Annotated in this window: 31 protein-coding genes; 16 read left to right on the top strand and 15 right to left on the bottom strand. The window is 67.4% G+C overall.

Features of this window, described 5'->3' with window-relative positions:
• The first annotated feature begins 1 nt into the window (after position 1).
• Positions 2 to 1,012 carry a calcium/sodium antiporter gene (locus E6N53_RS05400; RefSeq protein ID WP_142857529.1) on the top strand — a complete coding sequence of 337 codons (1,011 nt, stop codon included), beginning with the start codon at positions 2 to 4 and terminating at the stop codon, positions 1,010 to 1,012.
• 163 nt (positions 1,013 to 1,175) lie between these two features.
• Here the strand turns inward: E6N53_RS05400 and E6N53_RS05395 are convergent, their stop codons facing one another.
• The gene (locus E6N53_RS05395; RefSeq protein WP_142857527.1) at positions 1,176 to 1,469 is read right to left on the bottom strand and encodes a DUF6199 family natural product biosynthesis protein; all 294 of its coding nucleotides are present in this window, start codon (positions 1,467 to 1,469) and stop codon (positions 1,176 to 1,178) included.
• Between the two features lie 226 nt (positions 1,470 to 1,695).
• On the opposite strand from E6N53_RS05395, the gene E6N53_RS05390 reads away from it, so the two are divergent.
• Positions 1,696 to 2,265, top strand: a complete 570-nt coding sequence (locus tag E6N53_RS05390; protein ID WP_142857525.1) for a DUF1684 domain-containing protein — start codon at positions 1,696 to 1,698, stop codon at positions 2,263 to 2,265.
• A gap of 76 nt (positions 2,266 to 2,341) precedes the next feature.
• A complete protein-coding gene (locus tag E6N53_RS05385) occupies positions 2,342 to 2,686 on the top strand; it encodes a carboxymuconolactone decarboxylase family protein (RefSeq protein ID WP_142857523.1) in 345 nt (114 codons plus the stop codon).
• A 184-nt stretch (positions 2,687 to 2,870) separates the two neighbouring features.
• On the opposite strand, the gene E6N53_RS05380 is transcribed toward E6N53_RS05385, so the two are convergent.
• From E6N53_RS05380 to E6N53_RS05365, 4 genes are all read right to left on the bottom strand, one after another.
• Positions 2,871 to 3,275 (bottom strand): helix-turn-helix domain-containing protein, encoded by a 405-nt coding sequence (locus E6N53_RS05380; protein WP_136589817.1) that lies wholly within the window; start codon positions 3,273 to 3,275, stop codon positions 2,871 to 2,873.
• 271 nt (positions 3,276 to 3,546) lie between these two features.
• Entirely contained in the window at positions 3,547 to 4,200 is a 654-nt protein-coding gene (locus E6N53_RS05375) for a DUF2270 domain-containing protein (RefSeq protein ID WP_394344747.1), read from the bottom strand.
• Between the two features lie 204 nt (positions 4,201 to 4,404).
• Positions 4,405 to 4,869 (bottom strand): DUF6691 family protein, encoded by a 465-nt coding sequence (locus tag E6N53_RS05370; protein WP_142857521.1) that lies wholly within the window; start codon positions 4,867 to 4,869, stop codon positions 4,405 to 4,407.
• Entirely contained in the window at positions 4,866 to 5,357 is a 492-nt protein-coding gene (locus tag E6N53_RS05365; protein ID WP_142857519.1) for a YeeE/YedE thiosulfate transporter family protein, read from the bottom strand. The genes E6N53_RS05370 and E6N53_RS05365 overlap by 4 nt, the downstream gene beginning before the upstream one ends.
• Positions 5,358 to 5,660: 303 nt before the next feature.
• Here E6N53_RS05365 and E6N53_RS05360 point away from each other — a divergent pair, with 303 nt between their 5' ends.
• Together E6N53_RS05360 and E6N53_RS05355 are read left to right on the top strand one after the other, a co-directional pair.
• Positions 5,661 to 5,906, top strand: coding sequence for a sulfurtransferase TusA family protein (locus tag E6N53_RS05360; RefSeq protein WP_136589820.1), 246 nt, complete (start codon positions 5,661 to 5,663; stop codon positions 5,904 to 5,906).
• A gap of 3 nt (positions 5,907 to 5,909) precedes the next feature.
• The gene (locus E6N53_RS05355; RefSeq protein WP_142857517.1) at positions 5,910 to 6,488 is read left to right on the top strand and encodes a DsrE/DsrF/DrsH-like family protein; all 579 of its coding nucleotides are present in this window, start codon (positions 5,910 to 5,912) and stop codon (positions 6,486 to 6,488) included.
• A gap of 35 nt (positions 6,489 to 6,523) precedes the next feature.
• Here E6N53_RS05355 and E6N53_RS05350 read toward each other — a convergent pair whose 3' ends face one another.
• Entirely contained in the window at positions 6,524 to 6,988 is a 465-nt protein-coding gene (locus E6N53_RS05350; RefSeq protein ID WP_161569890.1) for a pyridoxamine 5'-phosphate oxidase family protein, read from the bottom strand.
• 258 nt (positions 6,989 to 7,246) lie between these two features.
• On the opposite strand from E6N53_RS05350, the gene E6N53_RS05345 reads away from it, so the two are divergent.
• Entirely contained in the window at positions 7,247 to 7,456 is a 210-nt protein-coding gene (locus tag E6N53_RS05345) for an intracellular growth attenuator family protein (protein WP_136589823.1), read from the top strand.
• Between the two features lie 153 nt (positions 7,457 to 7,609).
• On the opposite strand, the gene E6N53_RS05340 is transcribed toward E6N53_RS05345, so the two are convergent.
• Positions 7,610 to 8,635 carry an arsenic resistance protein gene (locus E6N53_RS05340; protein ID WP_136589824.1) on the bottom strand — a complete coding sequence of 342 codons (1,026 nt, stop codon included), beginning with the start codon at positions 8,633 to 8,635 and terminating at the stop codon, positions 7,610 to 7,612.
• Between the two features lie 136 nt (positions 8,636 to 8,771).
• Entirely contained in the window at positions 8,772 to 9,620 is an 849-nt protein-coding gene (locus E6N53_RS05335) for a universal stress protein (RefSeq protein ID WP_136600706.1), read from the bottom strand.
• A 168-nt stretch (positions 9,621 to 9,788) separates the two neighbouring features.
• On the opposite strand from E6N53_RS05335, the gene E6N53_RS05330 reads away from it, so the two are divergent.
• The 3 genes from E6N53_RS05330 to E6N53_RS05320 are packed head-to-tail and all read left to right on the top strand — an operon-like array spanning position 9,789 to position 12,489.
• On the top strand, positions 9,789 to 11,213 hold the full coding sequence (locus E6N53_RS05330) for a cytochrome ubiquinol oxidase subunit I (protein ID WP_136600705.1): 1,425 nt from the start codon (positions 9,789 to 9,791) through the stop codon (positions 11,211 to 11,213).
• The gene (gene cydB / locus E6N53_RS05325) at positions 11,206 to 12,207 is read left to right on the top strand and encodes a cytochrome d ubiquinol oxidase subunit II (protein WP_142857513.1); all 1,002 of its coding nucleotides are present in this window, start codon (positions 11,206 to 11,208) and stop codon (positions 12,205 to 12,207) included. Before E6N53_RS05330 ends, cydB begins: the two co-directional genes overlap by 8 nt.
• Positions 12,208 to 12,210: 3 nt before the next feature.
• Positions 12,211 to 12,489 (top strand): hypothetical protein, encoded by a 279-nt coding sequence (locus E6N53_RS05320; RefSeq protein ID WP_236639567.1) that lies wholly within the window; start codon positions 12,211 to 12,213, stop codon positions 12,487 to 12,489.
• A 12-nt stretch (positions 12,490 to 12,501) separates the two neighbouring features.
• Here the strand turns inward: E6N53_RS05320 and E6N53_RS05315 are convergent, their stop codons facing one another.
• On the bottom strand, positions 12,502 to 13,017 hold the full coding sequence (locus E6N53_RS05315; protein ID WP_142857511.1) for a helix-turn-helix domain-containing protein: 516 nt from the start codon (positions 13,015 to 13,017) through the stop codon (positions 12,502 to 12,504).
• Between the two features lie 448 nt (positions 13,018 to 13,465).
• On the opposite strand from E6N53_RS05315, the gene E6N53_RS05310 reads away from it, so the two are divergent.
• On the top strand, positions 13,466 to 13,915 hold the full coding sequence (locus tag E6N53_RS05310) for a universal stress protein (RefSeq protein ID WP_142857509.1): 450 nt from the start codon (positions 13,466 to 13,468) through the stop codon (positions 13,913 to 13,915).
• 125 nt (positions 13,916 to 14,040) lie between these two features.
• Here the strand turns inward: E6N53_RS05310 and E6N53_RS05305 are convergent, their stop codons facing one another.
• Together E6N53_RS05305 and E6N53_RS20955 are read right to left on the bottom strand one after the other, a co-directional pair.
• Complete coding sequence (locus tag E6N53_RS05305; protein ID WP_142858465.1) at positions 14,041 to 15,072, bottom strand: sulfite exporter TauE/SafE family protein; 1,032 nt, start codon at positions 15,070 to 15,072, stop codon at positions 14,041 to 14,043.
• Positions 15,073 to 15,080: 8 nt separating this feature from the next.
• Entirely contained in the window at positions 15,081 to 15,230 is a 150-nt protein-coding gene (locus E6N53_RS20955; protein WP_201740146.1) for a DUF7512 family protein, read from the bottom strand.
• Positions 15,231 to 15,575: 345 nt separating this feature from the next.
• Here E6N53_RS20955 and E6N53_RS05300 point away from each other — a divergent pair, with 345 nt between their 5' ends.
• From E6N53_RS05300 to E6N53_RS05280, 5 genes are read left to right on the top strand one after another with little or no spacing between them, the layout of a single operon-like run.
• On the top strand, positions 15,576 to 15,818 hold the full coding sequence (locus E6N53_RS05300) for a sulfurtransferase TusA family protein (RefSeq protein ID WP_142857507.1): 243 nt from the start codon (positions 15,576 to 15,578) through the stop codon (positions 15,816 to 15,818).
• Positions 15,815 to 16,960 carry an NAD(P)/FAD-dependent oxidoreductase gene (locus tag E6N53_RS05295; RefSeq protein WP_142857505.1) on the top strand — a complete coding sequence of 382 codons (1,146 nt, stop codon included), beginning with the start codon at positions 15,815 to 15,817 and terminating at the stop codon, positions 16,958 to 16,960. Before E6N53_RS05300 ends, E6N53_RS05295 begins: the two co-directional genes overlap by 4 nt.
• A 1-nt stretch (position 16,961) precedes the next feature.
• Positions 16,962 to 17,591 (top strand): helical membrane plugin domain-containing protein, encoded by a 630-nt coding sequence (locus E6N53_RS05290; RefSeq protein WP_142857503.1) that lies wholly within the window; start codon positions 16,962 to 16,964, stop codon positions 17,589 to 17,591.
• Positions 17,588 to 18,757 (top strand): NAD(P)/FAD-dependent oxidoreductase, encoded by a 1,170-nt coding sequence (locus E6N53_RS05285; protein WP_142857501.1) that lies wholly within the window; start codon positions 17,588 to 17,590, stop codon positions 18,755 to 18,757. Before E6N53_RS05290 ends, E6N53_RS05285 begins: the two co-directional genes overlap by 4 nt.
• 10 nt (positions 18,758 to 18,767) lie before the next feature.
• Positions 18,768 to 19,691 carry a DUF1641 domain-containing protein gene (locus tag E6N53_RS05280; RefSeq protein ID WP_142857499.1) on the top strand — a complete coding sequence of 308 codons (924 nt, stop codon included), beginning with the start codon at positions 18,768 to 18,770 and terminating at the stop codon, positions 19,689 to 19,691.
• Positions 19,692 to 19,806: 115 nt separating this feature from the next.
• On the opposite strand, the gene E6N53_RS05275 is transcribed toward E6N53_RS05280, so the two are convergent.
• The 4 genes from E6N53_RS05275 to E6N53_RS05260 all read right to left on the bottom strand — a co-directional run bounded on the left by E6N53_RS05275 (position 19,807) and on the right by E6N53_RS05260 (position 22,619).
• Positions 19,807 to 20,004: a hypothetical protein gene (locus tag E6N53_RS05275; protein ID WP_136589835.1), complete on the bottom strand. Its 198-nt coding sequence runs from the start codon at positions 20,002 to 20,004 to the stop codon at positions 19,807 to 19,809.
• Between the two features lie 114 nt (positions 20,005 to 20,118).
• Positions 20,119 to 20,940 (bottom strand): YqcI/YcgG family protein, encoded by an 822-nt coding sequence (locus E6N53_RS05270; RefSeq protein ID WP_142857497.1) that lies wholly within the window; start codon positions 20,938 to 20,940, stop codon positions 20,119 to 20,121.
• Positions 20,941 to 21,023: 83 nt separating this feature from the next.
• Entirely contained in the window at positions 21,024 to 21,266 is a 243-nt protein-coding gene (locus tag E6N53_RS05265; RefSeq protein ID WP_136589837.1) for a hypothetical protein, read from the bottom strand.
• A 162-nt stretch (positions 21,267 to 21,428) separates the two neighbouring features.
• Positions 21,429 to 22,619: an MBL fold metallo-hydrolase gene (locus E6N53_RS05260; protein ID WP_136600697.1), complete on the bottom strand. Its 1,191-nt coding sequence runs from the start codon at positions 22,617 to 22,619 to the stop codon at positions 21,429 to 21,431.
• A 344-nt stretch (positions 22,620 to 22,963) separates the two neighbouring features.
• Between E6N53_RS05260 and E6N53_RS05255 the strand changes: the two genes are divergently transcribed.
• Positions 22,964 to 23,689: a helix-turn-helix domain-containing protein gene (locus tag E6N53_RS05255; protein WP_142857495.1), complete on the top strand. Its 726-nt coding sequence runs from the start codon at positions 22,964 to 22,966 to the stop codon at positions 23,687 to 23,689.
• Positions 23,690 to 23,748 lie beyond the last annotated feature (59 nt).

Here is a 23,748-nt window from a genome sequence, read left to right as displayed (position 1 = left end):
GATGGTCAGTGGCGGTACGGCTGTCCAGGTCGGTCTCCTCGTCGCGTCAGTGGCAGGGCTCTGGCTCGGAGCGCGGTTCCTCGTCGACAGCGTGGTCCGCCTCGCCCGCCGGTTCGGCCTCTCCGAACTCGTCATCGGCCTCACGGTCGTCGCTGCGGGGACCTCCACGCCGGAACTCGTGGTCTCCGCCGATGCGGCGCTGAAGGGGCTCGGCGCGATTGCCGTGGGGAACGTCGTCGGCTCGAACATCTACAACCTCGCGTTCATCCTGGGCGTCGTCTCGCTGCTCCGTGTCGTCCCGATCGAGCGGTCGCTGGTGCATCGTGACGGCCTCGTCCTGGTCGCGAGCACGTTCGTCGGAGCCGGAGTGCTGTTCGACCTGACGAGCTCGCGGGTGGAAGGCGGCGTCCTCCTCGTCCTGTTCGTCGTCTACACGGCGTACCTGCTCCGGACGAGCGTCGGGGACGGGACGGGGACCGCAACCCCCTCGTCTGGGACGGCGTCGGACGCGTCGGAGGCGGAACCGGCCGTCCCGACGGGACTGACGGAGCGGGTCTCGTTCCAGGGGCGCGACGCGCTCTTGTTGCTTGTCGGACTCGCCGTCGTCCTGGTCAGCGGTGACCTGATGGTGTCGACGGCGTCGACGCTGGCGCGGGGGGCTGGCGTCTCCGAGTCCGTCGTCGGCGGGACCATCGTCGCGGCGGGTACCTCGACGCCGGAGTTCGCCGTGTCGCTGGTGGCGATCCGCCGGGGACGCCTCGGCGTCTCCGTCGGCAACGTGGTCGGCAGCAACGTGTTCAATATGCTCGGTATCCTCGGCGTGGCGAGCCTCGTCCGGCCACTCACGTTCGAGGCGGTCCTGCTCGAGAGCGTCGCCTGGCTGCTGGTCGTCGCGGTGCTGGTCGTCGGGGCGCTGTGGACGGGGCGACAACTCTCGCGCCCGGAGGGCGGGCTGTTCGCCGCCTCCGAGGTGGGTCGGTGGGTGCTCGGCCTCGTGGGACTCGTCGGCTGAGACGGACGCGGTCGTCGAGCGCGCGGTCGGTGCCCGTCCGAACGGGGTCGTCGTCGACGCCGACGGGGCCATCGCACACGGCCTACTCGTCCCAATCACACGGTGGATGACAGTCAGCAAAACAGGACGACCGAGTCGGTCGACGCCCGGCCGTCCGGACCGGCTATTCGTCCGGCTCGTCGTCCGTCTGGCGGTCGGCGACGGCCTCCATCGCGACCCCGGCGAGACCGGCCGCGGCCAGCCCGATACCGAGCGCACGCACCTGTCGCAGGTACGCCGGGCGTGGTTCGAGTTCGTCCACGTTCTCGTAGTTCAGCTCCAGCAGCCGCTTCGTGACCTCGGCGCTCCGGCGCGGGGCGACGAGAGCGAACAACCCCTGTACGAGAGCCCAGACCGCTCCGAGCGTCCGACAGTTCGTGCGTCCGAACATACCCGACAGTACGTCTTCGTCGTCCATTAGTATGTCGAAGTATGAGCAATACTGAGCCGTTGTCGTCTCTCGGCACGACCGTGCTTCCGCCGCGCCTCTAGCCCGACCTCTCCCCATCTCAGAAACAATCGTCTGTGGGGGCAGCCGCACTCCCGAAAGATTGTAGTGTGAACAACAGACAATAATAACAGGGGAGAGCGAGGTCACTTCCCAGGCAAACGACTGATATCGTTCGACACACCATTGTACGACCATGAGCGCCACCGACACACCAGCAGGCTGGCGAGACGCCGTCGAACAGGAGCGGGCCAAGAAAGCGCGGTTCTTCCGTGAGGGGCCGCGCTCGCCGCTGCCGCCGGAGTTCACGGGCGAGTCGTTCCCGGGGTTGGACTACTACGACCCCGACCCCGCGTACCGGTACGAACTCGAACTGCACGGACACGACGACGTCGAGGAGGTGACGGTCGGGACGTCCGCGGAGGGCGAGCAGACCTACCTGCGATACGGGGAGTTCCGGTTCGAGGTCGACGGTGAGGCGGTGACGCTCCAGGCGTACCGCCCCACGGACGGAAGCGACCGGCTGTGGGTCCCGTTCCGCGACGAGACGAGCGGCGAGGAGACGTACGGCGCGGGACGCTATCTCGACCTCGAACCCGACCATCACCGGACCGACGAGGGGCAGTGGGTGCTGGACTTCAACCGAGCGTACAACCCGACGTGCGCGTACAACCCCGCCTACGAGTGTCCGCTCGTCCCGATGGAGAACTGGCTCGACGTGGCTGTCGAGGCGGGCGAACGCGACTTCCCCGGCCACGGGGAGTAAACGAGACACCGGACCGTTCTTAGGAACTGAGGACCGCCCTGCGGGTTCATTGTGTCACCGCTCGAACGTCCGGTTGATGCCGTATTCCACTCAACTGAGCGAGTTCAAAGGCACGCTGGGCGAACTCATCGAGGAGGCGCCGGAACTAGAACAGTTCGCGGGGTTCATCCACTCCGCGGAGGCGACGGACGTCCTCGACAACAAGACGAAGGAACTCATCTCGCTGGCCATCGGCGTCGCCGTCCGGTGTGAGCACTGCATCCTCTGGCACACCGACGCGGCGCTGGAGGCGGGCGCGACCCACGAGGAGGTCGTCGACGCACTGAAAATCGCCGTCGTCATGGGTGGCGGTCCGGCGATGACGTACGCGGTCGACGCGTACGAGATACTGTGCGCACTCGAGGAAGAACGAGCAGCGTAGGCCGTCTCGTGTCCGGACGGGCGGCGAGCGAACCGTCAGTTCCTCCGAGAAAGAGAAAGCGGGCGTGTACAGCGAAGGAGTCGTCCTGTCAGGAGAGACACGCCCGTTCGTGCCGAGTCGTGCCGGCCGCATAGAGGTGGTGTCGTCGTGCGCCAAGAATCGTCACGGCACCGGGTCGTCGTCGTCACCGCTCTGCGGCGACGGGCTGTGCCGAGATGTCCTCGTACTGCTGACGGTACTGGTCGATGAGCTGGCCCATCTTGGCGTACCAGTCGTTGAGCATCCGCTGCATCTCGTCGGCGACGACGTCGGCGTCGACGGGTTCGAAGACGTGGTAGTAGCCGCCATCGGCGTAGTTCACCTGTTCGCTCCGGACGAAGCCCGCGTCGCGGAGGCGCTGGACCGACCGGTACGCCGTCGAACGTTCGCGGTCGACGGCGTCGGCGATCTCGTCGACGGTGAGAGGCTCGTCGGTGCGAGCGAGCACGCCGAACACCGCCCTGTCGAGCGTCTTGAGTCCGTGAAAACACTCGAGGAGGCTCTCACACGTCAGGTCCTGGGCCAGTTGGTCGCTCATGGAATCCGGCATCGTGTCACCAGATACGGACCCGGAGCGAAAAAGTGTTGCGCAAAGCACGAACAACTGTACGGGCGCGGGACGGCTCACCGCCGTGGGCTGGGTGGACTGCACCGACGTCCAGACGGAGGTCGGGCGGTCTCTGACCGAGCGTTCGGCGCGTCTCGGAGTGTGAGACACCGAGGAAAGTCACACGAGAGAGGAGCCACACCCGGGTGGAGATTGTGCATGTAGCACTTTATTCACTCCGCGCGTCCGTGGTCGGAGCATCTGCCCCAGAGCCTCACGTCCGGGGCGTCTCGCCGTCACGGCGGAGGGCCTCCTCCCGGAGTTCGTCGCTCGCGTGCCACGTCCGCGGGCGGACGGCGATGACGAGCGCACCGAGCATGAACACGCCGACGAGCGCGGTGACGGCGACGCCCGAGACGGGACCGACCTGCGCGCTCGCGGGCCAGGTAGCGTCGGTGAAGGCAGTCACGCGGAGCACCCACGCCCCGTTCAGGATGGCGAACAACGGGAGATACACCCGGCGGAGCCGGTGGGCGAGCGCCTCCTCCGTCGTGATCTTGAGCGTCGGCCGGGCGTAGTCGGCGGCGAGCACCCGTCGCCACCCCTCGTCGGCGAGGTCACGGGTCGGGTCGAGTCCGGGTGCCCAGACGTTCTGCTGGAGCGAGCGAACGCGGCTCCGCCAGGTGTCGTAGGCACGGTACCGACGCGCCTCGATACTCAAGAACAGGCCGACCGCGAGGTTGCCGACGAGGACGACGTAGTGGGGGTTCGTCTCGTTCGAGAACGCCCAGGTCAACAGTGCCGCCAGGAGCAAGACCGCCCAGTTTGTCGTGCGGTCGAGTCGCTCGCGCCACAGCTTCATCCGGTGGAGTTCGCCCCGGTACAGGTGGGCGAGCGCCGAACTCGGCCCCATCTCGGCGTCGAGCAGGCCCGTGCCGACGCGGGGGTCCGGGTCGGAGACGGGACGCTCGGCCGACTGTTGGCCGTCGTCCGGGTCGGTGTCAGAGCTCACAGGGACTAGTACCGGCTTGCCGTCGAAAAGTGTTTTGATAGTGTACAATACAAACAATACAGATGAGAGTTCACGGCGTCGGTAACGACAGCGTCCGCAGAATCGGTGGCGTCCGCAGGGTCAGTCGTCCGCCGTGACCGTCTCGCCCGAGACGGCCTCGTTGCGGGAGCGCCAGTACCCCTGTGCGTACGCGCCGATGAACATCCCGGCGATGGCCCAGAGGATGGGGAGGTTGCCGATGCCGACGCTGGCGTAGGCGGCCCCGGGACAGATACCCGAGAGGCCCCAGCCGACACCGAAGACCACGCCGCCGACAGCGACGTTGCGGTCCATCGACTTCACGCGCCGGCCGTACGTGTCGCCGGTCAGCGGCGCGCGGTCGAGGAAGCGGGTGGCGACGAAGAACGTGATTCCCGAGACCACGGCCGCACCGCCCATGACGAGGACGAGGCCGAGGTCGTCGAACTGGAGGAAGTCGAGGACGACCTCCGGGCGGGCCATCCCGCTGTACGCGAGGCCGAACCCCTGGATGAGGCCGCCGAGGACGACGAGCGGCATGAACAGCGGGTGTCGCTTGACGCTCATGGCGTCACCCCCAGTGCCGCGACGACGGTCGCGGTGACGATGGCGACACCCACGAAGAGGACGACGTTCACGAGCGACGTTCTGGACGCAGAACCGAGCCCGCAGACGCCGTGACCGGCCGTACAGCCCTTCCCGATCCGCGTCCCGATACCCACGAGGATGCCGCCGCCGAACAGCCGCCAGGGCTGGACCTCGGTGGTGAACGCGCCGGGGTCGAGCAGCAGTCCCCAGACCGCCGCGCCCGCGACGATACTGAGCGCGAAGACGACCCGCCAGTCGCGCGAAGCGAGGTACTTCGGCTGGTTGAACCGCGAGCGGTTCGAGACGTACGAGAGTGTCGTCTCGAGGAACGTGCTGTTCCCGGGGATGATGGCGGTCCCGAGGTAGATGACGGCGATGCCGGCGGCGACCATGACCCCGCCGACCGCGTACTGGGTGACGCCGCGGGGGAACAGTTCGGCCGCGAGCTGGAGCGCGAGGCCGGTCATCGCGTCTCCTGTTCGGTCCGTGCGCTTCGCCTGCCGGTGCGCGTCGATACGATGTCCATCATTCGATGATGTCTTGCACACGAAATGCAATAAGCATTCGGATATCTCACAACGTGGTGTCGCTAGATAGAGTACCAGGGCGGCCACTCAAACGCGCACATCATCCGTTTGAAGGCCATCAACAGAGTTTCCCCGGCCGTTCGGTACGACCGTCACTCGCGAAGTTGGTTGTGTTTGTATTGGGCACAACAATCGATAGACTTTTGCGTCCGCCCCCGGTACAGGAGGGTGAGGAACCCACAGATGAGTTCGAACATCGACGTCACCGAGACGCTGGACGTGAAAGGACAGAACTGCCCGATGCCGGTCATCAAGACGAAGCAGGCGATGGACGACCTCGCAGCCGACGAGGTTCTCGAGGTCGTCTCCACGGACTCGGGGAGCATGAGCGACATCAAGGGCTGGGCCGACTCCGCTGCGGACGCCGAGCTCGTCGACCAGGTCGAAGGTGACGGGGTCTACACGCACTACATCCGCAAGACGGAGTAAGCAATGAGTACGGACACCCCCTCGCAGACGGACGACGCCCCGCGGGGCGAAGCCGACGTACACGCCCGCATCGACGAGCTCGAGTCCGAGCTCGCCGACCTCAAGAGCGAGGTCCGCGACCGCCCCAAGAAGATGGTCATCATCGCGACGAAGGGGACGCTCGACATGGCGTACCCGCCGCTCATCCTCGCGTCGACGGCCGCGGCCTTCGGGTACGACGTCACCGTCTTCCACACGTTCTGGGGGCTCGAGATCCTCCACAAGGACCACGCCTCGAAGCTGAAGCTGAGTTCGGTCGGCAACCCCAACATGCCGATGCCGAACGCGATTGCGGCGCTTCCGGGCATGGACGAGGTGACCTCGCGCATGATGCGCAAGCGCATCGCCGACAACGACGTCGCCACCGTCGAGGAGCTCATCCAGACCGCCCTCGACAGCGGCGTCGACCTCCAGGCGTGTCAGATGACCATCGACCTCCTCGGCTACGACGAGGACGACTTCTTCTCCGGCGTGACGGTCGGCGTCGGCGCGGCCACTGCCTTCCAGGAGATGGTCGACGCGGACATCCAGCTCCTCGTCTGAGCTGAGACGCGAGTACGGACGTTTTCTCGCCGCGGTCAGTCGCCGGACGCTTCGACGACACCAGTGAGTTCAGTGACGTCGAGGCGGACGAGCGCGAACACCATCTCCGACGGCGCCTCGAAGACGTGGTAGAACGGAATCCGGAGTTCGCGGTCGGCCTGGCTGACGTCCTCGCCGGGAAGTCGATGCCGCGAGAGGTCCTCGACCGTGTTCCGGTGTTCGAGTCGTCCGCGCGCGACGACGCTCGTCCACCCGTCGTCGGTCTCGCTGGCGACGACGAACGTCGCGTCGTCGGTGGCCTCGATGTACTCGCGCTTTCGGCTCCCCGGCGCGTATCCGAGTCGGAAGTAGAAGTCCCTGCTCTCGGGAGCGTAGGTGAACGCGACGGGAATCGCGTAGGCGTCGTCCGCCTTCGCGAGCGAGAGCGTCCCGGTCGACTGGGTGTCGAGGAACGCGTCGATTCCGGTCTGGTCGAGCGCGCTTGCCGTCGAACGAGTCATACAGGCACATCGCACCCCGACGAGGTAAACGCACCGAGGACTCAGCACCCTGTCACCACGGTCGCGGTCGCGACAGTTAGCACACGCCAACACGGGAGCGAACCGGCCGGAGGCCCTCGTTCCACACATGATGACGTCACGGTCACCGGGCGACAGGACGTGGTGGACGCGACGGGGCGCAGGGGCCGCGTCCCGGTGGAGGAGGCGTACCGGTCGGGACGGGTGGGACGAGAGCCGCCACGGGCAGGGGGTGCAGTCGTGACCGAATCGCGACTGCTCGACATCCGGGTGGCGATGGGCGGCCTGTTCGGCCTCGTCATCACGTTCCTCATCACCATCGGCGTCTTACACGTCGTGTTGCACGGCGACACCGGGACGTTCTTCAGATATCTCGGAATCGGGCTGTTGCTCTCGGCGTTCGGCGTGGGATTCTACCGGAAGTGGGCCCGCGACAGAGAGACGGAGTGAAGGTTGCTAACGAGGGCGCACAGCACGGGGCCGCTGGCGGGCATCGGCCGCGCGCCCACCTGAATCGAGCGATGGAAGCCACCTAACACTGTGGTCGTCGTGCGACAACCGTCCGGAAGCGCGGGTGTCCGCATGAACGACCGCGTGCGGGAGTCAGCCCGTGCGGAAGTGGCGCGAGACGAGCGAGACGAGGACGTCGCGCAGGCTCGACCCCTCGCCGACGACGTCACGCCGGTAGTGCATGTAGACCGCTCCCAGTGGCGGCTGGAGGACGTACGCCAGCGCGATGGGGAGGACAGCCGCCGAGGGCAGGGAGTCGGCCGCGACGACAATCGCCAGAGCGATAGAGAGGTTCCGCATGCTGGTCGCGTACACGAACGCGGTCGCCTGGGCGTCCGGCAGCAGCAGGCGGCCGAGCGACGTCCCGACGACCAGGACGACGGCGTAGAAGGCCACCAGCGGGACGACCACCGTCGCAGAGGCGACCGGGTCGGCGAGGATGCTCCCCGAACGCATCGTCATCGCGATGAAGACGATGAGCATCACCCCGAGTGAACTCAGCCCGCCGAGGCTGGGCTTGAGTCGTTTGAACGTCTGGGGGCCGTACTGTCGGAGGAGGAGTCGCCGGGTGAGCGTCCCCGCGACCATCGGCGTCACGACGACGACCGCGAGTTGACGGTACAGCGTGGCCGGTTCGAAGCCGATGCTGCCCGGGACGAGCACCGAGAGGTACGCCGGGAGGACGGCGACCGCGACGAGCAGGTTCACCGCCATCGCGACCAGCGCGGACTCGAGGTCGCCCTTCGCGAGCCCCGTCCAGGCGGCGGTCATCCCCGACGTGGGGACGAGTGCGATGAAGTACAACCCGATGGCGTAGTCGACGTTACCGGCGAAGAACACCCGGCTGAGTGCGACGGCCAGAAGCGGCGTCAGCCCGAAGTTCACCAGCAGGCTCAGTGCCACCGGCCGGGCGTGCTCGCGGGCGTTGAGCACCTCACCGAGGTCGATGTTGATCATCATCGGGTAGACCATCAGGAACAACACGGGCACGACGGCGGCCTTCAGCAGGCTCTTGACGCCGGCGTCGGCGACCTGTCCGAAGACGAGTCCGGCGACGAGCGAGCCGACGACCACGTAGATGAGGTGTCGTTTGAGTCCGGTGAGCAGGGTGCGTATCATCTCAGTGTTCGTGTGTAGTATTGTAAAAACTATACAAAAGCATTTCGTCGGGAGTCACGATGCTGGAACCGGCGTCGGGAAGCCGAGAGACCAGGGGGTAGCCGCGGTCAGACGAGACGAGCAGAGCCCCGCCCCGTCACCGCGACGCCGCCTCGGGCGGGACGAGCAACACGTTGTTGTGTCCCTGCGCGACGACCGACTCGGAGGTGCTTCCGAGGAGCAGTCGGCGGAGCCGACTCTGTCCCCGCGACCCGAGAATCGTCACCGTCGCACCCACGCGCGCTTCCTCGGCCAGAATCTCGTCGACGACGCCACCCTCGCGGACGTTCGTCTGGACCTCGATGCCCATGCGGGTCTCGAGGTCGTCGGCGAGTTCGGCGAGTCGGTCGCGAGCCGTCGTCTCGTCTTCGACCTCCCGCTCGTGGCCGCGGACGTGCAGCAGGGTCGCGCGCTTCGTCGCGCCCTGTAACTGGGGGATGAACTCGAACGCCCGGTCGGCGTTCGCCGAGAAGTCCGTCGCGAACAGCACGTCCTGGAACAGGTGCTCCTTGGCGACGGTGTGGGTGTCGCCCTCCTTCGTGATGCGTTCGACCAGGAGTGGTCGCACGGCCGTCCGGGCGACGTTTCGGGCCGTGCTCCCGATGAGGCGGTTCTGGAGGGGACTCTGACCGCGGGAGCCGACGACGACCATGTCGGCGTGGAGGCGCTCGGCGAACCCGTTGATACGCCGATGCGGCGTGCCGCGGGCGACGTGCGTGTCGACCGTGAACCCCTCCGACTCGAAGAACTCACGCTGTGTGCGGAGCGCCTCGTGACGGTTCGAGGCGACGTCCATCCCGGGAAGCCCGCTCGAGACGTTGTCGGGGACGACCGTGACCAGATGCACCTCGGTGACGCCGATTCGCTTGAGGCACTCGATGCACGTCCGCGACCGCATGGCCGCCTCGTTCGCGTCCGAGAGGTCCGTTGCGAAGATGATGCGCATACCTCCCTCTTGGCTCCCCAGGAACATAATATTGTGTGTTTTGTGCAACACACTCGGCCGTCCTCGACGGTTGTCGCTCGCCAAACAGGGGCTTAGGCCGCTGCGTCTGGAACCGTGTATACGAAGAACGACTCGCAGCGACGCCGTTCACTGCAGGAGGTTCACACCATGGTCGACCCAGTCATCGCAAGCCGGCTCCAGTTCGCACTCACGACAATCGTCCACATCATCTTCCCGGTGATGAGCATGGGGCTCGCGCCCTTCCTCGTCTACTTCACCTGGAAGGAGATCCGCGGCGGCGACGCCGTCTACGAACAGCTCCGACGCTTCTGGACGAAGATTTTCGCCATCAGCTTCGTCGTCGGGACCGTCACCGGCATCGTCCTCGAGTTCGAGTTCGGGACCAACTTCGCGGCCTTCTCGACGTTCGCCGGCGAGCTGTTCGGCGGCCCGCTCGCCACCGAAGGGATGATGGCGTTCATGCTTGAGGCGACGTTCCTCGGCGTCTTCGTCTTCGGTCGCGAGCGTGTCTCCGACCGCCTCTACTTCGTGTCGAGTCTCGCGGTCGCCGCAGGGACGTGGCTCTCTGCGGTCTGGATTCTCATCGCCAACTCGTGGATGCAGCTGCCCCGCGGCTACGAACTGGCCGAGAAGGGCGGGCAGACGGTGGTCCACCTCACCGACCCGGTGGCGGCGTACCTGAACCCGCGGTTCATGTTCATGTACGTCCACATGCAGAACGCCGCGGTCGAGTCGGTCGCGCTGTTCATGGCCGGCGTCGCCGCGTACCACATCTTCAAACACTACGTCTGGGGGTACCCGGTCCAGGAGGTCGACTTCTGGGAGACGACGCTGAAGATCGCGCTCGTCGCGCTCCTCATCACCGCGCCGCTGCAGGTGCTCCACGGCGACATGTACGCCCGCCACGTCAACGAGACGCAGCCCCAGAAGTTCGCCGCGATGGAGGCCGTCTGGGAGACCGACTCCTACGTGCCGGAGTATCTCATCGCGTTCCCGACGAGCATGGAGGACCTGACGAACCCGCGCGCGAAGGAGCTGTTCGGCCTCGGTATCCCCGGCGGGGCGTCGTGGCTCGCCAGCGGCGGTGACCCACAGGCGACCATACGTGGGTTGAACTCCTTCGAGACGGAGGCCCCGCCGGTGGCCATCGTCTTCTGGTCGTTCCGCGCGATGGTCGGGCTCGGCTTCTGGTTCATCCTGCTCGCGTTCTGGGGCGGCTACCGCTGGTGGCGCGGCGAACTGCTGGAGGACGACCTGCTGCACAAGGCGCTGATGGCGTCGAGCCTCCTCGGAATCTTGGCCGTCGAACTCGGCTGGGTCGTGACCGAGGTCGGCCGCCAGCCGTGGGTCGTCCAGGGCGTGTTGAAGACGGCTGACGGCGTCTCACCCGGGCTCACCGGCGCGGAGGCGACGCTGACGCTCGTGGCCTTCGCCCTCGTCTACACGACGCTGTTGGCCCTGTACAGCTACGTCGTCGCGCGCATCATCCGAGCGGGGCCGCCCGGGGCCGAAGAGCTGCGGACGCGGACGGTCGAGTCGGAGGCACCCCGGGGGGTGCCCGGCGATGACTGACTACGGCGCGTTCGCCACCGAGCCGCTGTTCGGGCTCCCCCTCCCCGAGCTGTGGTTCGCGCTGGTCTTCGCCATCCTCGGCACGTTCCTCTTCCTCGACGGCTTCGACTTCGGGGCGGGGGTGCTCTTTGCGACCCGCGAGGACGACGAGGAGCGTGAGACGATTCTCGCCGCCATCGGCCCGTTCTGGGACGGCAACGAGGTCTGGCTCGTCGTCTTCGGCGGCGCGCTCTTCGCCGCCTTCCCGGCCGTCTACGCGAACCTCTTCAGCCGGAACTACCTCCTGCTGTTCGGCGTGCTCGGTGCGCTCATCCTCCGCGGGCTGGCTCCGGAGATGTACGAACAGCGCCACGACGCCGCGTGGCAGCGGTGGTGGGGCCGTTCGTTCGTCGCCGGGAGCGTGCTCGCCCCGTTCCTCCTCGGCGTCTTCACCGCGAACTGGCTCACCGGGAGCGGCGCGCTGGTCACGCCGGTCGGCGTCGCGGTGGGGCTGGCCCTCGTCGCGCTCACTATCGTCTCGGGGACCGCGTTCGTCCGCCTGAAGACGACGGGTGACCTCCGAGACGGCGTGCGGCGGTACGGCGAGCGTGCCCTCGTCGCGTACCTCGCGCTCGTCGTCGTCTCGCTGGCCCTGCTGTTCGGCTCGACGCCGCGGCTCGCCGCGGCGGTGGCGACGGCACCGGTGCTCGCCCTCGTCGTGCTCTCTGTCGTCCTCGCCGCCGGCTACGCCGCCGCGCTTCGCCGAGACCAGGACCTGCTCGCGCTCGCGGCCAGCGGGCTGCTCACCTACGGGCTCGTCGCGGTCGTCGCGTTGCTGCTCTTCCCGGTCGTCGACCCCGGCACCGACCTGCTGGTCTCGGAGGCCATCGTGTCGACGCTCCCGCTGAACATCATGTCGGTCGCGTCGGCGTTCCTCCTGCCGCTGGTCGTGACGTACTTCGCGGTCCTGTACAGCGCGTTCAGCGGGCCGGCACAGCCGACGGAGTCGTACTGAGCGATGTCGGCAGACGCCTCGGCACCGGACGAGTCGGCCGCAGAGCAGTCGGCGACGGACACGGTCCGGACTCGACGACGGCGGACGCTGCTGCTCTCGCGCGTCTTCGTCACGTGGGTCGAACTCACCCTCGTCGGGTTCGCCGGTGCCGCGCTCGCCGGCTCGACGTCCGGCCCGCCACAGTTCGTCGTCTTCTTCGCGACGACCCTCCTGACGGTCGCGGTAGTCTTCTACAACGTCGACAGGCACGTCACCGCGCGACTGTCGGCAGCGAGCGAGTAACGAGCGGGGCGCTCAGCGCTCGGTGGCGACCGGCCCGTCGTCGACGTACGCGTCGCGGTACGTGGCGACGAGGCGGGCCATCGTGCCGCCCTGGTCGTCGAGCGCCCGAGAGAGGGCCGCCGCGACACGCTCGGGGTCGACGGCGTCGTAGACGGTCGAGTGCCCGTCTTCCCCGTAGGCCATCCGCGTTCGCGTGACGAGGCCGCCGTCGGTGAGCCGACTGACCGAGTCGTACACCGCCGACCTGCCGCGGTCGGTGTGGCGGGCGAGGTCGTCGACGGTGAGCGGGTAGTCGCTGTCGACGAGTTCGTCGTACACCGACTCGTCGAGCGCGTCGTGCCCGTCGAGACAGTGGAGGAGCCGCTCACAGCCGGGGTCGCGCGTCAGAGACAGGTCGGGGTCGTTCAGGTCGGGGTCGTTCAGGTCGGGGTCGTTCAGGTCGGGGTCGTTCAGGTCGGGGTTGTTCAGGTCGGGGTTGTTCAGGTCGGGGTTGTTCAGGTCGGGGTTGTTCAGGTCGGGGTTGTTCATTGGGGAAGTATTGTGGTTCGGGCGCAAAAGCATCGTGCAGGTTCCCAGTCGCCGGGAACGACGGCGGAACCGGCTACCTGTTCGACACGCCGTCGTCGCTCGGACGCCGCTGACGCCGACGGGCGAGGGGTATACCGACAGGCCGCCTCACGCCGTCCGGGAAGTGACGTCTATGAACCCTGACACCGCCCGACAACCTCGTCCGTGGCATCGTCCTCGGGGTCGCCATCGCGGCCCCCGTGGGCCCGATTGGGGTGTTGTGTATCCAGCGGACGCGTTCTAACGGACGACGGTCGGGCGTCGTCTGGGCCTGGGTGCCGCCTCCGCCGACGCGGTGTGCAGTGCAGTCGCCGGGGTCGGGCTGCTCGCGCTCGGGAGCGCGCTGTGGGCTCTCGGGCGGTGGTGTCAAGTGGGTGAATATAATACGCTGGTCGTCGTCTCCCCACACATGCCGACCCACGTCCTCGTCCCGTTCGACGGTTCGCCGCTCTCGGAGGAGGCGGTGAGATACGCCTGCACGGAGTTCGGTGACCGCACCGTCACCGTCCTCTACGTCATCGACAAGGGGACCGACGAGACAGCCGCCATCGGCTGGGGCGACCACCCCGGCGAGTGGGAGGAGTGGCTCGAAGACCGGCGCGACCACGCGCGGGAGCTGTTCGCGACTGCGCAGGCCGTCGCCGACGAGTACGACGTGACGCTCCAGACCGGCGTCGCCGTCGGCCCCGTGGCGCGGATGACCATCGAGGCCGCCGAGGAGTACGGGGCCGACCTCGTCGTCGTCGGGACCCACGGTCGGCCGCTCCTCGAGGAGTTCCTCTTGGGAAGCGCCGCCGAGACGCTGGTCCGTCGGTCACCGATTCCGGTCACGACGATTCGGACGCAGGTCGAAGACTGATACTGTCGACGGGACGTCCGTGACGAGTGTCGGGACGCGAGGTGCCGAGTATCGTGAAAACAGTCCTCGAAACCAGTCCGGCCGACAGGGCGAGAGACAGCGCGCGTTCGACGGAGCGTGAGAGATCAGTCGGCCGTCGAGTGGACCGTTCCGTCCGAGGCGGTGCGGAGTTCGCGGATACTGCTGAGGACGACCGCGCCGGCCACGAGCAGTGCCGCGCCGACGATGACGACCAGACTGACCGTGTTGAGGACGTCGATGCCGAGGAAGTTACCGACCTGGCGGATGGCGACGGCGAACGCGCCTAACAGGAGCATCACGCCGAAGTAGACCTTGATACCCTCCTCGTCGACGAGGCTCGTCGCGGCCGCACCGAGACGCGCGCCGAGGGCACTTCCGGCCAGCAGGGGAGCGACGATAGAGAGGTCGACCGCGCCCGACTGCGCGTAGAGGAACGACCCGATACCGCCCGAGAAGACGATCTCGAAGAGGTCGGTCCCGACGGCGACAGGGACGGGCACGCCGATGGCGTAGAACAGCGCGGGCATGCGGATGAACCCACCGCCGACGCCGAGGAAGCCCGAGAGCAGTCCCGTGAAGAACGCCACGATCAACACCATCCACAGCGAGACGGTGATGCCGCCGCGGAGCGAAATCATCGGCGGGATGTGGTACGACTGGATCTTCTTCGCGATGTCGGGGATGTCGTGGTCGTCGTCGTCGTTCTCGTCGACGTCGTGGCTGATGCCACCGCCGCCGCCACGGAGCGCCTCGCGCGTGACGAACGCGCCGATGCCACCCAGGAGGGCGACGTAGGCGACGCTGACGATGCTGTCGGCCAGGCCGATGTGCAGGAGATACTCCAGACCGAGTCTCCCGACCTCGATACCGAGCGTCGTTCCGATGATCATCGAGACGCCGAGTTTGTAGTCGACCTGCCCGAGGTCACGGTGCTTCAACGTCGCGATGACGCTGGTCCCGAAGACGAATGCCAGGCCGGACCCGACCGCGACGTTCGGCTCGTACCCCAGCACCAGGAGGGCGGGCGTGACCAGGAACGACCCACCCATCCCGAAGAAGCCGAACAGGATACCGATGAGGAGGCCGAAGCCGGCGAACATCGCGAGCAGGGCGACGCTCACCCCCATGAGTTCCATCGGCATCGTCACTCACCCCGTAGCATGCGGACGACGTACTTTCCGACGAGCTGTTCGAGCGCGCCGTAACCGACGTAGAGGATAGCTGCCTCTACGAGGACGAGGCCGACGAGCGCGGCCGCCAGCGCGTTTCCCGAGAGCGTCTCGATACCGAACATCACCACTCACCTCGTTGCGATATTGCACTCATTGCGGATGCTTGCACAGGAGTCACTACACTGGGCACGGTCATAACGGTTTTGGGTTTTCTGTGCAATACTATATTCCGCTAACCGACCGATGGTGATGTATACGTTATGAGTGGGTTTGCTTCGGTCACACGGCTCCGGACGCCGAGCACGCCGTCGCCGCACCGCTCGGACGAACCTCGGGCGGGTGGTCCGCCTCGCGCACACGTACGCGCGCCTCACGCGTTCGATAGGACGCGTCGGTTGGCGTCGAAGACGCCGGGTTGTCTTGCGCCAAACGTACATACATTGACGGCGGTACTCGTACGTTGGCGTATGTCCGAGACAGACGTGCGTGCGGACGTCACGGTGGACGCAGTGGGATCGTCGTGTCCGGGGCCGCTGATGGACCTGATCGGCAAGATGAAATCGGTCGACTCCGGGACCGTCGTGGAGCTGTTGAGTTCCAACGAGGGGACCGAGGACGACCTGGTCGAGTGGACAGAGCAGTCGGGGTACGAGTACCTCGGGGCCGTCGACCGCGACGACCACCAGGCGTTCTACGTCCGAAAGTCATGACCGAACGTATCGTCATCGTCGGAGCGGGGACCGCAGGCATCGTCCTCGCGAACAACCTGGCCGACGAACTCGCCGACGAGATCGACGCCGGCGACGTGGCGGTCGAACTCGTCAACGACACCGAGGAACACGTCTACAAGCCGACGTGGCTGTACGTCCCGTTCGGAGAGAAGACGCCCGCGGACGCGACCCGGCCGCTCGCGCCGCTCGTCGACGACCGGGTCACGCTGGTCATCGACCGGGTCGACGACGTCGACACCGAGTCGAAGGCCGTCTCGCTCGTCTCGCGCGCGGAGACGCGCCCGTACGACCACCTCGTGCTCGCGATGGGCGCACAGGTGACCCCCGAGGAGACGCCCGGGCTGGCCGAGGGCGGCCACCACTTCTACGGCCCCGCGGGGGCGACGGCGCTGCGCGAGGAGCTCTCCGACTTCACCGAGGGGCACCTCGTCGTCTCCGTCGTCGGCGTTCCACACATGTGTCCGGTCGCGCCGCTGGAGTTCGCGCTCATCGCCGACGCGTGGTTCCGCGACCACGGCCTCCGCGACGACGTTGAACTCACCTACACCTACCCCATCGGTCGCGCACACGGCATCGAGGCCGTCGCGGAGTGGGCGGGGCCGCTCATGGACGAGCGCGACATCACCGTCGAGACGTTCTTCAACGCCGAGCGGGTCGACCCCGACGACGAGGTCATCCACACGGTCGAGGGGCGAGACCTCGACTACGACCTCCTCGTCGCCATCCCGCCGCACGACGGGAGCGACCTCGTCCGCGACGCGGGGCTCGGCGACGACGGCTGGGTCGACGTCGACCCGAACACGCTCGAAGCGCGAGGTGCCGACGACGTGTACGCGCTGGGCGACGTCGCCGACCTCCCGACGAGCAAGGCGGGCAGCGCCGCCCACTACGCGGCCGGCGCGCTCGCGGACCGACTCGCGAGCGTCGCTCGGGGCGAGCGTCCGACCGCCGAGTACGACGGGAAGACGGTCTGTTTCATCGAGAGCGGGACCGACGAGGCGACCTACATCGCCTTCGACTACGACGAGTCACCGGTCCCGAAGGAGCCCTCGAAGCTCATCCACTGGTCGAAACTCGGCTACAACCAGTCGTACTGGCTCACCGCGCGCGGGGTGTTGTGAGATGAGCACCGCCGAAGCGGACGGGGAGGTCCCGTCCGAAGTGGTCGACGCCATCGAGCAGAACCCCGAGGCGGTGGCCGAACTACTCGAGCGGTCGGGCCAACTCGGGACGCTCCTCGACGCACTCGCGCTCGCGACCGACGCCTTGGACGACCGGATGGTCGAGAGTCTGACGGCGGACGCGACGACGCTCGGACTGGCGGCGACGGCGCTCGCCGACGACGGGACCGTCGAACTGGGCGGTGCGGTCGGGGCGAACGGGGCCGAACTCGCGGCCGCCGCCGAGCGGGTCGCGGCGCTGGAGCGGACGGGGACGCTCGACCGCCTGTTCGAGGTCGCCGACGCGCTCGCGCTCGTCACCGACGCGGCCGACGACGAGATGGTCGAGTCGGTCGTCTCGCGCGGCACCGCGCTGGGCGAGATGGCGACCCGAGCGGCCGACGACGACGTGCGCCGGGGACTCGAACGGCTCCTCGACGGCGTCGGCGACGCCGCGCAGGGCGAGCCCGAGCCGCTCGGCCCACTCGGCCTCGCCCGGGCGCTGCGCGACCCGGAGGTCCAGGCCGGGATGGGATTCCTCGTCGCCGCCGCGCGCGGAGTCGGAAGCCGGACGGAGGGGGTGAACCGATGACGCGACCGCACGTGCTCGTCCTGGGTGCCGGGGCCGGCGGGACGATGACCGCGAACGTCCTCAGGCGCACGCTCGACGTCGACGTGACCGTCGTCGACCGGAGTCACACCCACCACTACCAGCCGTCGTACTACCTCGTCCCGTTCGACTACATGGACCTCGAGGACCAGACACGGGACGTCCGGACGCTCCTCCACGACGAGGTTCGGTTCGTCGAGGACACCGTGACCGGCATCGACCCCGACGAGCGGACCGTCCGCGGCGAGGCCGGCAGCTACGACTACGACTCCCTCGTCGTCGCCGTCGGGAACAGCCTCCGCCCGGACCGCATCGACGGGATGGTCGAGGGGTGGGAACGGACCGACTCGGTGTTCCCCTTCTACGACGCCGCGGCGGCCGACGCGCTCGGCACGGCCGTCGACGACTTCGACGGCGGGACGTTCCTCGTGACGGTCCCGGACACGCCCATCAAGTGTGGGGGTGCGCCGCTGAAGCTCACCATGCTGATGGAGGAGTACCTCCGGAAGCGCGGCGTCCGCGAGGAGACGGAGGTGGTGATGACCAAACCCGGCCCGGACGTGTTCGGGACCGGTCCGAAAGCGCCCTATCAGGAACGCATCGAGGAGATCTGGGCCGAGCGCGACATCACGTTCGTCCCGAACTTCACGGTCGACACCGTCGACTACGAGGCCGGCGTCGTCCACTCTGCGGAGGGCGACGAGGTCGCGTACGACCTCTACGCGCCCGTGCCGCCACAGCACGGCCACGACTTCCTCGTCGAACACTCCCCGCTCACGAACGGCGGGGAGTACGTCGCCGTCGACGACCACACCCTCCAGCACGAGGAGTACGACGACGTGTTCGCGGTCGGTGACTGCGCCGACGTGCCGACCTCTCGGACGGCCTCTGCAGCGAGAAAGCAGACGCACGTCGTCGCCGACAACCTCGAGCGGATGCTCGCGGGCCGCGACCTCGACCCGGGGTACGACGGCTACACCGCCTGTCCCATCCTCGTCGAGAAGGGGAAGGCGATGATCGCCGAGTTCGACTACGAGTCGTCCATCTCCGCGCCGGTCGTCAGCCGGCTCAACTGGATCCTCGACGTCAACGTCATCCCCTCGCTGTACTGGAACGTCTGGATGCGCGGCTACGACCCGGTCCCGTGAGGTGAACGAGATGAACGAACACACCTCGTCGATGTCGAACGGACACACCAGCGAGGAGGCGGACCTCGAACGCCTCCGCTCGCGGGTCGCGGCGAACGCCGACGACCTGCTCGCGCTGCTGGACCTACTCGTCGCGGTTCGGGGGCTGAGCGCCGACCTGGTCCCGGAAGCCCGGACGGCCGTCGCGGAGAACCGCGAGCCGCTTTCGGACCTCCGGACGTCGCTCGAACGGGAGGAGACGCTCGTGTTGCTCCGGCGGGTCGGCGACAACGCGGAGGCGCTTTCGGACCTGCTGGACCTGCTCGACGTGACGCGCGACCTCGCGGCGGAACTCGGCCCCGAGTTGAAGACGGTGGCCGTCGAGAACCGGAGCGAACTCGAGGCGCTCCGACTCGCCTTCGAGCGCGAGGAGACGCTGACGCTGCTCCGGCGACTCGGCCACAACACCGACACGTTCTGCGACCTGCTCACGCTCTTGGAGATGACCGGCGACGTCGTCGGCGACGTGACACCGACCAACGACGCTGAACTCGCTGCCCTCCGTGCCGATATCGAGCGGCTCGAAGCGGCGTTCGAGCGCGAGCCCACGGTGCGGGCGGTCGAATCGCTCGGGGAGAACATGGAGACACTCGTCGGCCTCGGCCACCTCCTCGAAGGGTTCGGTGACGCGGCCGACCGGACGCCACAGGAGTACTACGAACTGGGCGAGCGGCTCGGCTACGCGCTCGACGTGGCCGAACAGGCGAGCGATCCCGCCGTCCTCGACGTGGTGAGCGCGGGCGCGGACGGCCTCGCCGCGGACACCGACAGGGAGGTCGGCCTGTTCGGTCTCGTCTCGGCGCTCCGAGACGACGACGTGCGCCGCTCGCTCGGCACCGCCCTCACCGTGGCGGAGCGGGTCGGACAGACGCGGTCGAAGACGACAGAACAGTAAGGCGACGCGACGAACCGAGCAGTTGTTTTTCACGCCGTTCTCGAGCCCTGCGGCTGGTGCGCGGTTCTGCGCGACCGCGCAGACAGACAGAGCGTCAGTCGAGCACGTGACAGCCTTACCGCCACCCGCTGGGGGCGATACCGAGCCGTATCGCGAGCGGGCGATAGGCGAAGACGACGACGACGACGATCGCTAATTCGATCCAGAACCCGATTTCACCCACAGCCAGTTGCACGATTGTGAGGACGACAAACACCAGCAGGAACATCGCGGCGTAGTGTGGGGCGAGTTCCTTCAGTCGATCTGTGTCCATACACCCACATAGGAGGTGAACCGTCTCAAACCCTTCTCTCGAGCGACGGTATGGGACCGCCCTATGCGGCAGGCCCATTCTTCCGGTCACCGAGCGTTCCGACAGCACCGTGTTTCACGAACCGTCGACGGCGATGCCGGGGTCGACCGCCGGGTCGACCTTGGGGTGCTCGCGCGTCACCCGGAGCGGACACACGTCGGGCGACTGTGTGGGGTCGGACTCGAACAGGTACTGCGTCCACTCGCGGTCGGTCTCGACGCCGTAGTCGCCGAGGTCGGCGTGCGGACAGACCCCGTCGTACTCGGTGAGTCGGTCCTGGATGACCTCACGAGCGTGCTGTCCGGCCTCGGTGTCGGCGGTGACGTCGAGCGACTCAAACAGCTGCCGGGGCTGGAACGTGACCTCCAACCCGATGGGGCAGTACCGGCTCTTGCGCTCGTCGTAGAAGGGCGCGCGACAGGTCGGGAACATCGGCTCGCCGCCGAAGGAGAACTCCCAGTACGGGTCGTCGGGGTCGGTCGGGATGTCCTCGGGCCACGGCTCGGGGTCGTGGACGTGGAGGAACTGCAGGACGTGCCACAGCGTCTCGTGGTACGCGGCCTCCGACAGCGGTTCGTCCGGCGGCCTGAAGAAGACGACCAGCGACGCACGGTCGCTGTGGTCGGTCCAGACGTCGAGATACTCGACAAGGGCGTCGCGGAGGCCGAGCAGCGCGTCCTTGTCGGTCGTCGACGGGACCACCGTGTAGAGCGGGTCACCCCCTCTGACCGACTCGGCCCCGAAGAAACACGGGAACGGCGTGCCGTTCCGCGTGCCCGTGAGACCCTCGCGGAAGGTTCGCCAGTGCGATTCGACCCAGTCGGGCATCGCACCGCGGTCGATTCGGTCGACGAGCGTCTCCTGGTCGAGAAGCGCCTGAAGTTCGGCTTCGTTCATCGGAAGTGACGGCGGGTGTGTCGAGTGGTGGTCGGACGTCGGTCGGGGTTCGGGACTCGTCGGTGTCGCGTGTCTCGGCCGGCTCAGACGGTGCCGCCGGGGCCGGACTGCCGCTCGTCGGGGCGGTCGAACGAGAGGCCGATGGCGATGAGTAAGAACGCCGCGGGCACGAACGGGAGCGCCGAGATGGCGGTGACGACGTCGTCGTGGAGGATACCGTACACCACGGCGGCCGTCGCGAACGAGATGGCCACCGCCGCGGCGAGCGCGAGGTGTCGGTTGATGCGTACCGAGCGAAGCCGGGTGAGCAGCGTTGACCGGTCCATGACGTTCACGACTAGCTGGTGGAGCGGTATACGGGTTCAGTTGCCGCAGGACAACCAGCGGTATCGAGGATGACAGACCGGTGAGCCGCCGCAGTCGGGTGACTGGCCACGGCAGGCGTCGGCGAAAAGAGCCGCGAGTCGGTCGGGTGTTCGGTCGGCCGCTCAGTCGCCGGCCAGCGACTCCTGGCTGGCGGCGCAGTTGTTCGGGCCGAGTTCGAGTTCGAACGCCTCGTCGTCGTCCGCCGACTGCTGGCCGAGGTTGGTCGCGATGATGTCCTCGTAGTTGCCGGGACGGGGCGGCATGTCCGACAGGACGAGTTCGACGAACTCGTCTTCGTCCATCGTCAGCGCGTCCATCTTCGCCACCAGGTCGCCGAGCGGCGCGGTGTAGGTGCCGTCTTCGGCGGGCGTCGCGGCGTCGCTGAAGTGTGCGCCGGCGACGAGCGTCTCGTCGGGGAGCGTGAGCACGCGCTCTTGGAGGGACTCGTACAGCATCCGGGCGGCGTCGGGCGCACCCTCGTCACCCTCTTCGAGGTCGGGGCGGGCGACGCTCTCGATGAAGAGGCCGTCACCCGTCGCCAGCAGGCTGTCGCCGACGAGATAGGAAGTCATCCCGGTCGTGTGGCCGGGCGTGGCGACGACCTCGATGTCGACGTCGCCCACCGAGAGCACGTCGCCGTCGTCGACGGTCTCGAGGACGTCGGCGTAGGTCACACCCCGGTCGACGGCGGCGGCGGGGATGACGCCCCTGACGCCCTCGTCGTCGAGTTCGCGGACGCCGCTGATGTGGTCGGCGTGGATGTGCGTGTCGATGGCGTACTTCAGCGTCACGCCCATCTCCTCGGCGTCGGCGAGGTAGCGGTCGGTGAAGGCGCGAAGCGGGTCGATGACCGCCGCCTCGTCGCCGTCGACGACCAGGTAGGCCAGGCAGCCGGACGAGGGGCGCTGGTACTGGTAGACGGCACCGGGGCCGTCGTAGCCTTCGACCTCGACCAGGTCGTACAGGCGAGCCCAGCCGTTCATCCCCTCGTCGAGGTGGACCACGTCACGGCCCGCCTCCTTCAGCACGCCCGCGACGTACTCACTGGCACCGCCCTTCGCACACAGGACGACCAGAGGCTCGCCCTCGGGCACGCGCGCCAGGAGGTCGTCGTCGACCTCGTCGAGGAACTCGTAGTACGGGATGTTCACGATCTCGACCGCGTCGCCGTCGATGCGCCACTCCTCGAAATCGCTCTGCATCCGTGCGTCGAGGATCGTCACGTCCTCGCCCGCGTCGACCTGCTGCTTGAGTTCGGCGGGGGCGATGCTGTCAACGGTGACGTCCGGCGTCGGGAAGTCGTCTGCGTCCATCTTCGATTACACGTATATTGCACACTCTAATAAATATTGCGCACTGGATACAATACAGTATCAGCGAGGGGTGTGTCGACCGCCAGCGGGCAGGCCGGGTAGACGCGCCAGCCCCACACAGCCGCGTTTGTCGCCTTTTCAGCCCGTTTCTCCGGAGCTGTCGGGGCACGCGAAGAGGCGGCACAGCGCCGTCACGTGTCCGGTCGGGACGCGGTCATCTCGAAAACCACGCCCACTCTCGCGGAGCGAGTATAGTATCGAACAGGCAAGACACACGGCGCGGCCCCGTCGACGACCCGGGTTGAACTGAAACAGTTATTCGCTGTCGGTTACAACAGAGAGTAATGCGCGAGTTCTGCTTTTCTCTCAGATACTCCCCGGGCGTCGACCGGTACATGGACGCCTTCATCGAACACGGCTCGCTCCGGTCGGAGGCGACCGTCTCGGCACTCGGACCGAGCGAACTGTGGCGGCTGGAGTTGGTCACCGGCGAGCCCGAGGCACTCGAACGGGTCGAGCCGCTGTTGGTCGACGAGTCGCTCGACCGAGAGTCGATCAGCGCGCGGGAGTGTCAGGGCGAGCGGACGCATAGTCTCCTCGAAGAGGGACGACGCCACCGCATCGTCTACACGCATCTCGCGGAGGTCGCCCACTGCGACGCGGTTCCGTTCATCGCCGCGCAGTATCTCGACGGGGGCGTCGTCTACCAGGTCGTTCGCGAGGACGACACCGCCCGCTGGCGGATCATGATGCAGCACGACGAGAAGGTCGGCATGCTGTACGACACGCTCGGCGCGCAACTCGCCGACGGGCTCCGGTTCGAGTTCGGCCACCTAGAGGAGGTGACGGGCTGGCACGGGAGCCTCCTCTCGTCGCAGTCGCTCCGGAGCGAACAGCGCGAGGTGCTCGAACTCGCCGTCGACCGCGGCTACTTCGAGACGCCTCGCGAGGTGACGCTCGACGATCTCGCCGACCAGCTCGGCGTCCCGCGGTCGACGGTCTCGTATCGGCTGCGTCGGGCGACAGCAGAGCTCGCGAAAGACTTCGTCGAAGAGCCCTACCGAGGATGACACCGCAAGACACACCACCGAGGCCGACGCACCGACAGCGGACGACCGCACGCGACACC

Source organism: Salinigranum halophilum, from assembly GCF_007004735.1.
Taxonomy (GTDB): Archaea; Halobacteriota; Halobacteria; order Halobacteriales; family Haloferacaceae; genus Salinigranum; species Salinigranum halophilum.
Note: the sequence above shows the minus strand (reverse complement) of the source record. Positions and strands in the feature narration are given on the sequence as shown.

Excerpts from the sequence above, each read along its gene's own strand:
- cydB (WP_142857513.1), top strand. The coding sequence starts at position 11,206 with ATGACTGACTACGGCGCGTTCGCCACCGAGCCGCTGTTCGGGCTCCCC.
- E6N53_RS05280 (WP_142857499.1), top strand. The coding sequence starts at position 18,768 with ATGAACGAACACACCTCGTCGATGTCGAACGGACACACCAGCGAGGAG.
- E6N53_RS05260 (WP_136600697.1), bottom strand. The coding sequence starts at position 22,619 with ATGGACGCAGACGACTTCCCGACGCCGGACGTCACCGTTGACAGCATC.
- E6N53_RS05370 (WP_142857521.1), bottom strand. The coding sequence starts at position 4,869 with ATGAGCGTCAAGCGACACCCGCTGTTCATGCCGCTCGTCGTCCTCGGC.
- E6N53_RS05350 (WP_161569890.1), bottom strand. The coding sequence starts at position 6,988 with ATGACTCGTTCGACGGCAAGCGCGCTCGACCAGACCGGAATCGACGCG.
- E6N53_RS05395 (WP_142857527.1), bottom strand. The coding sequence starts at position 1,469 with ATGGACGACGAAGACGTACTGTCGGGTATGTTCGGACGCACGAACTGT.
- E6N53_RS05330 (WP_136600705.1), top strand. The coding sequence starts at position 9,789 with ATGGTCGACCCAGTCATCGCAAGCCGGCTCCAGTTCGCACTCACGACA.
- E6N53_RS05340 (WP_136589824.1), bottom strand. The coding sequence starts at position 8,635 with ATGATACGCACCCTGCTCACCGGACTCAAACGACACCTCATCTACGTG.
- E6N53_RS05305 (WP_142858465.1), bottom strand. The coding sequence starts at position 15,072 with ATGGAACTCATGGGGGTGAGCGTCGCCCTGCTCGCGATGTTCGCCGGC.
- E6N53_RS05295 (WP_142857505.1), top strand. The coding sequence starts at position 15,815 with ATGACCGAACGTATCGTCATCGTCGGAGCGGGGACCGCAGGCATCGTC.
- E6N53_RS05270 (WP_142857497.1), bottom strand. The coding sequence starts at position 20,940 with ATGAACGAAGCCGAACTTCAGGCGCTTCTCGACCAGGAGACGCTCGTC.
- E6N53_RS05355 (WP_142857517.1), top strand. The coding sequence starts at position 5,910 with ATGAGTACGGACACCCCCTCGCAGACGGACGACGCCCCGCGGGGCGAA.
- E6N53_RS05390 (WP_142857525.1), top strand. The coding sequence starts at position 1,696 with ATGAGCGCCACCGACACACCAGCAGGCTGGCGAGACGCCGTCGAACAG.
- E6N53_RS05315 (WP_142857511.1), bottom strand. The coding sequence starts at position 13,017 with ATGAACAACCCCGACCTGAACAACCCCGACCTGAACAACCCCGACCTG.
- E6N53_RS05335 (WP_136600706.1), bottom strand. The coding sequence starts at position 9,620 with ATGCGCATCATCTTCGCAACGGACCTCTCGGACGCGAACGAGGCGGCC.
- E6N53_RS05380 (WP_136589817.1), bottom strand. The coding sequence starts at position 3,275 with ATGCCGGATTCCATGAGCGACCAACTGGCCCAGGACCTGACGTGTGAG.
- E6N53_RS05290 (WP_142857503.1), top strand. The coding sequence starts at position 16,962 with ATGAGCACCGCCGAAGCGGACGGGGAGGTCCCGTCCGAAGTGGTCGAC.
- E6N53_RS05275 (WP_136589835.1), bottom strand. The coding sequence starts at position 20,004 with ATGGACACAGATCGACTGAAGGAACTCGCCCCACACTACGCCGCGATG.
- E6N53_RS20955 (WP_201740146.1), bottom strand. The coding sequence starts at position 15,230 with ATGTTCGGTATCGAGACGCTCTCGGGAAACGCGCTGGCGGCCGCGCTC.
- E6N53_RS05310 (WP_142857509.1), top strand. The coding sequence starts at position 13,466 with ATGCCGACCCACGTCCTCGTCCCGTTCGACGGTTCGCCGCTCTCGGAG.
- E6N53_RS05285 (WP_142857501.1), top strand. The coding sequence starts at position 17,588 with ATGACGCGACCGCACGTGCTCGTCCTGGGTGCCGGGGCCGGCGGGACG.
- E6N53_RS05385 (WP_142857523.1), top strand. The coding sequence starts at position 2,342 with ATGCCGTATTCCACTCAACTGAGCGAGTTCAAAGGCACGCTGGGCGAA.
- E6N53_RS05360 (WP_136589820.1), top strand. The coding sequence starts at position 5,661 with ATGAGTTCGAACATCGACGTCACCGAGACGCTGGACGTGAAAGGACAG.
- E6N53_RS05365 (WP_142857519.1), bottom strand. The coding sequence starts at position 5,357 with ATGACCGGCCTCGCGCTCCAGCTCGCGGCCGAACTGTTCCCCCGCGGC.
- E6N53_RS05400 (WP_142857529.1), top strand. The coding sequence starts at position 2 with ATGGTCAGTGGCGGTACGGCTGTCCAGGTCGGTCTCCTCGTCGCGTCA.
- E6N53_RS05320 (WP_236639567.1), top strand. The coding sequence starts at position 12,211 with ATGTCGGCAGACGCCTCGGCACCGGACGAGTCGGCCGCAGAGCAGTCG.
- E6N53_RS05300 (WP_142857507.1), top strand. The coding sequence starts at position 15,576 with ATGTCCGAGACAGACGTGCGTGCGGACGTCACGGTGGACGCAGTGGGA.
- E6N53_RS05255 (WP_142857495.1), top strand. The coding sequence starts at position 22,964 with ATGCGCGAGTTCTGCTTTTCTCTCAGATACTCCCCGGGCGTCGACCGG.
- E6N53_RS05265 (WP_136589837.1), bottom strand. The coding sequence starts at position 21,266 with ATGGACCGGTCAACGCTGCTCACCCGGCTTCGCTCGGTACGCATCAAC.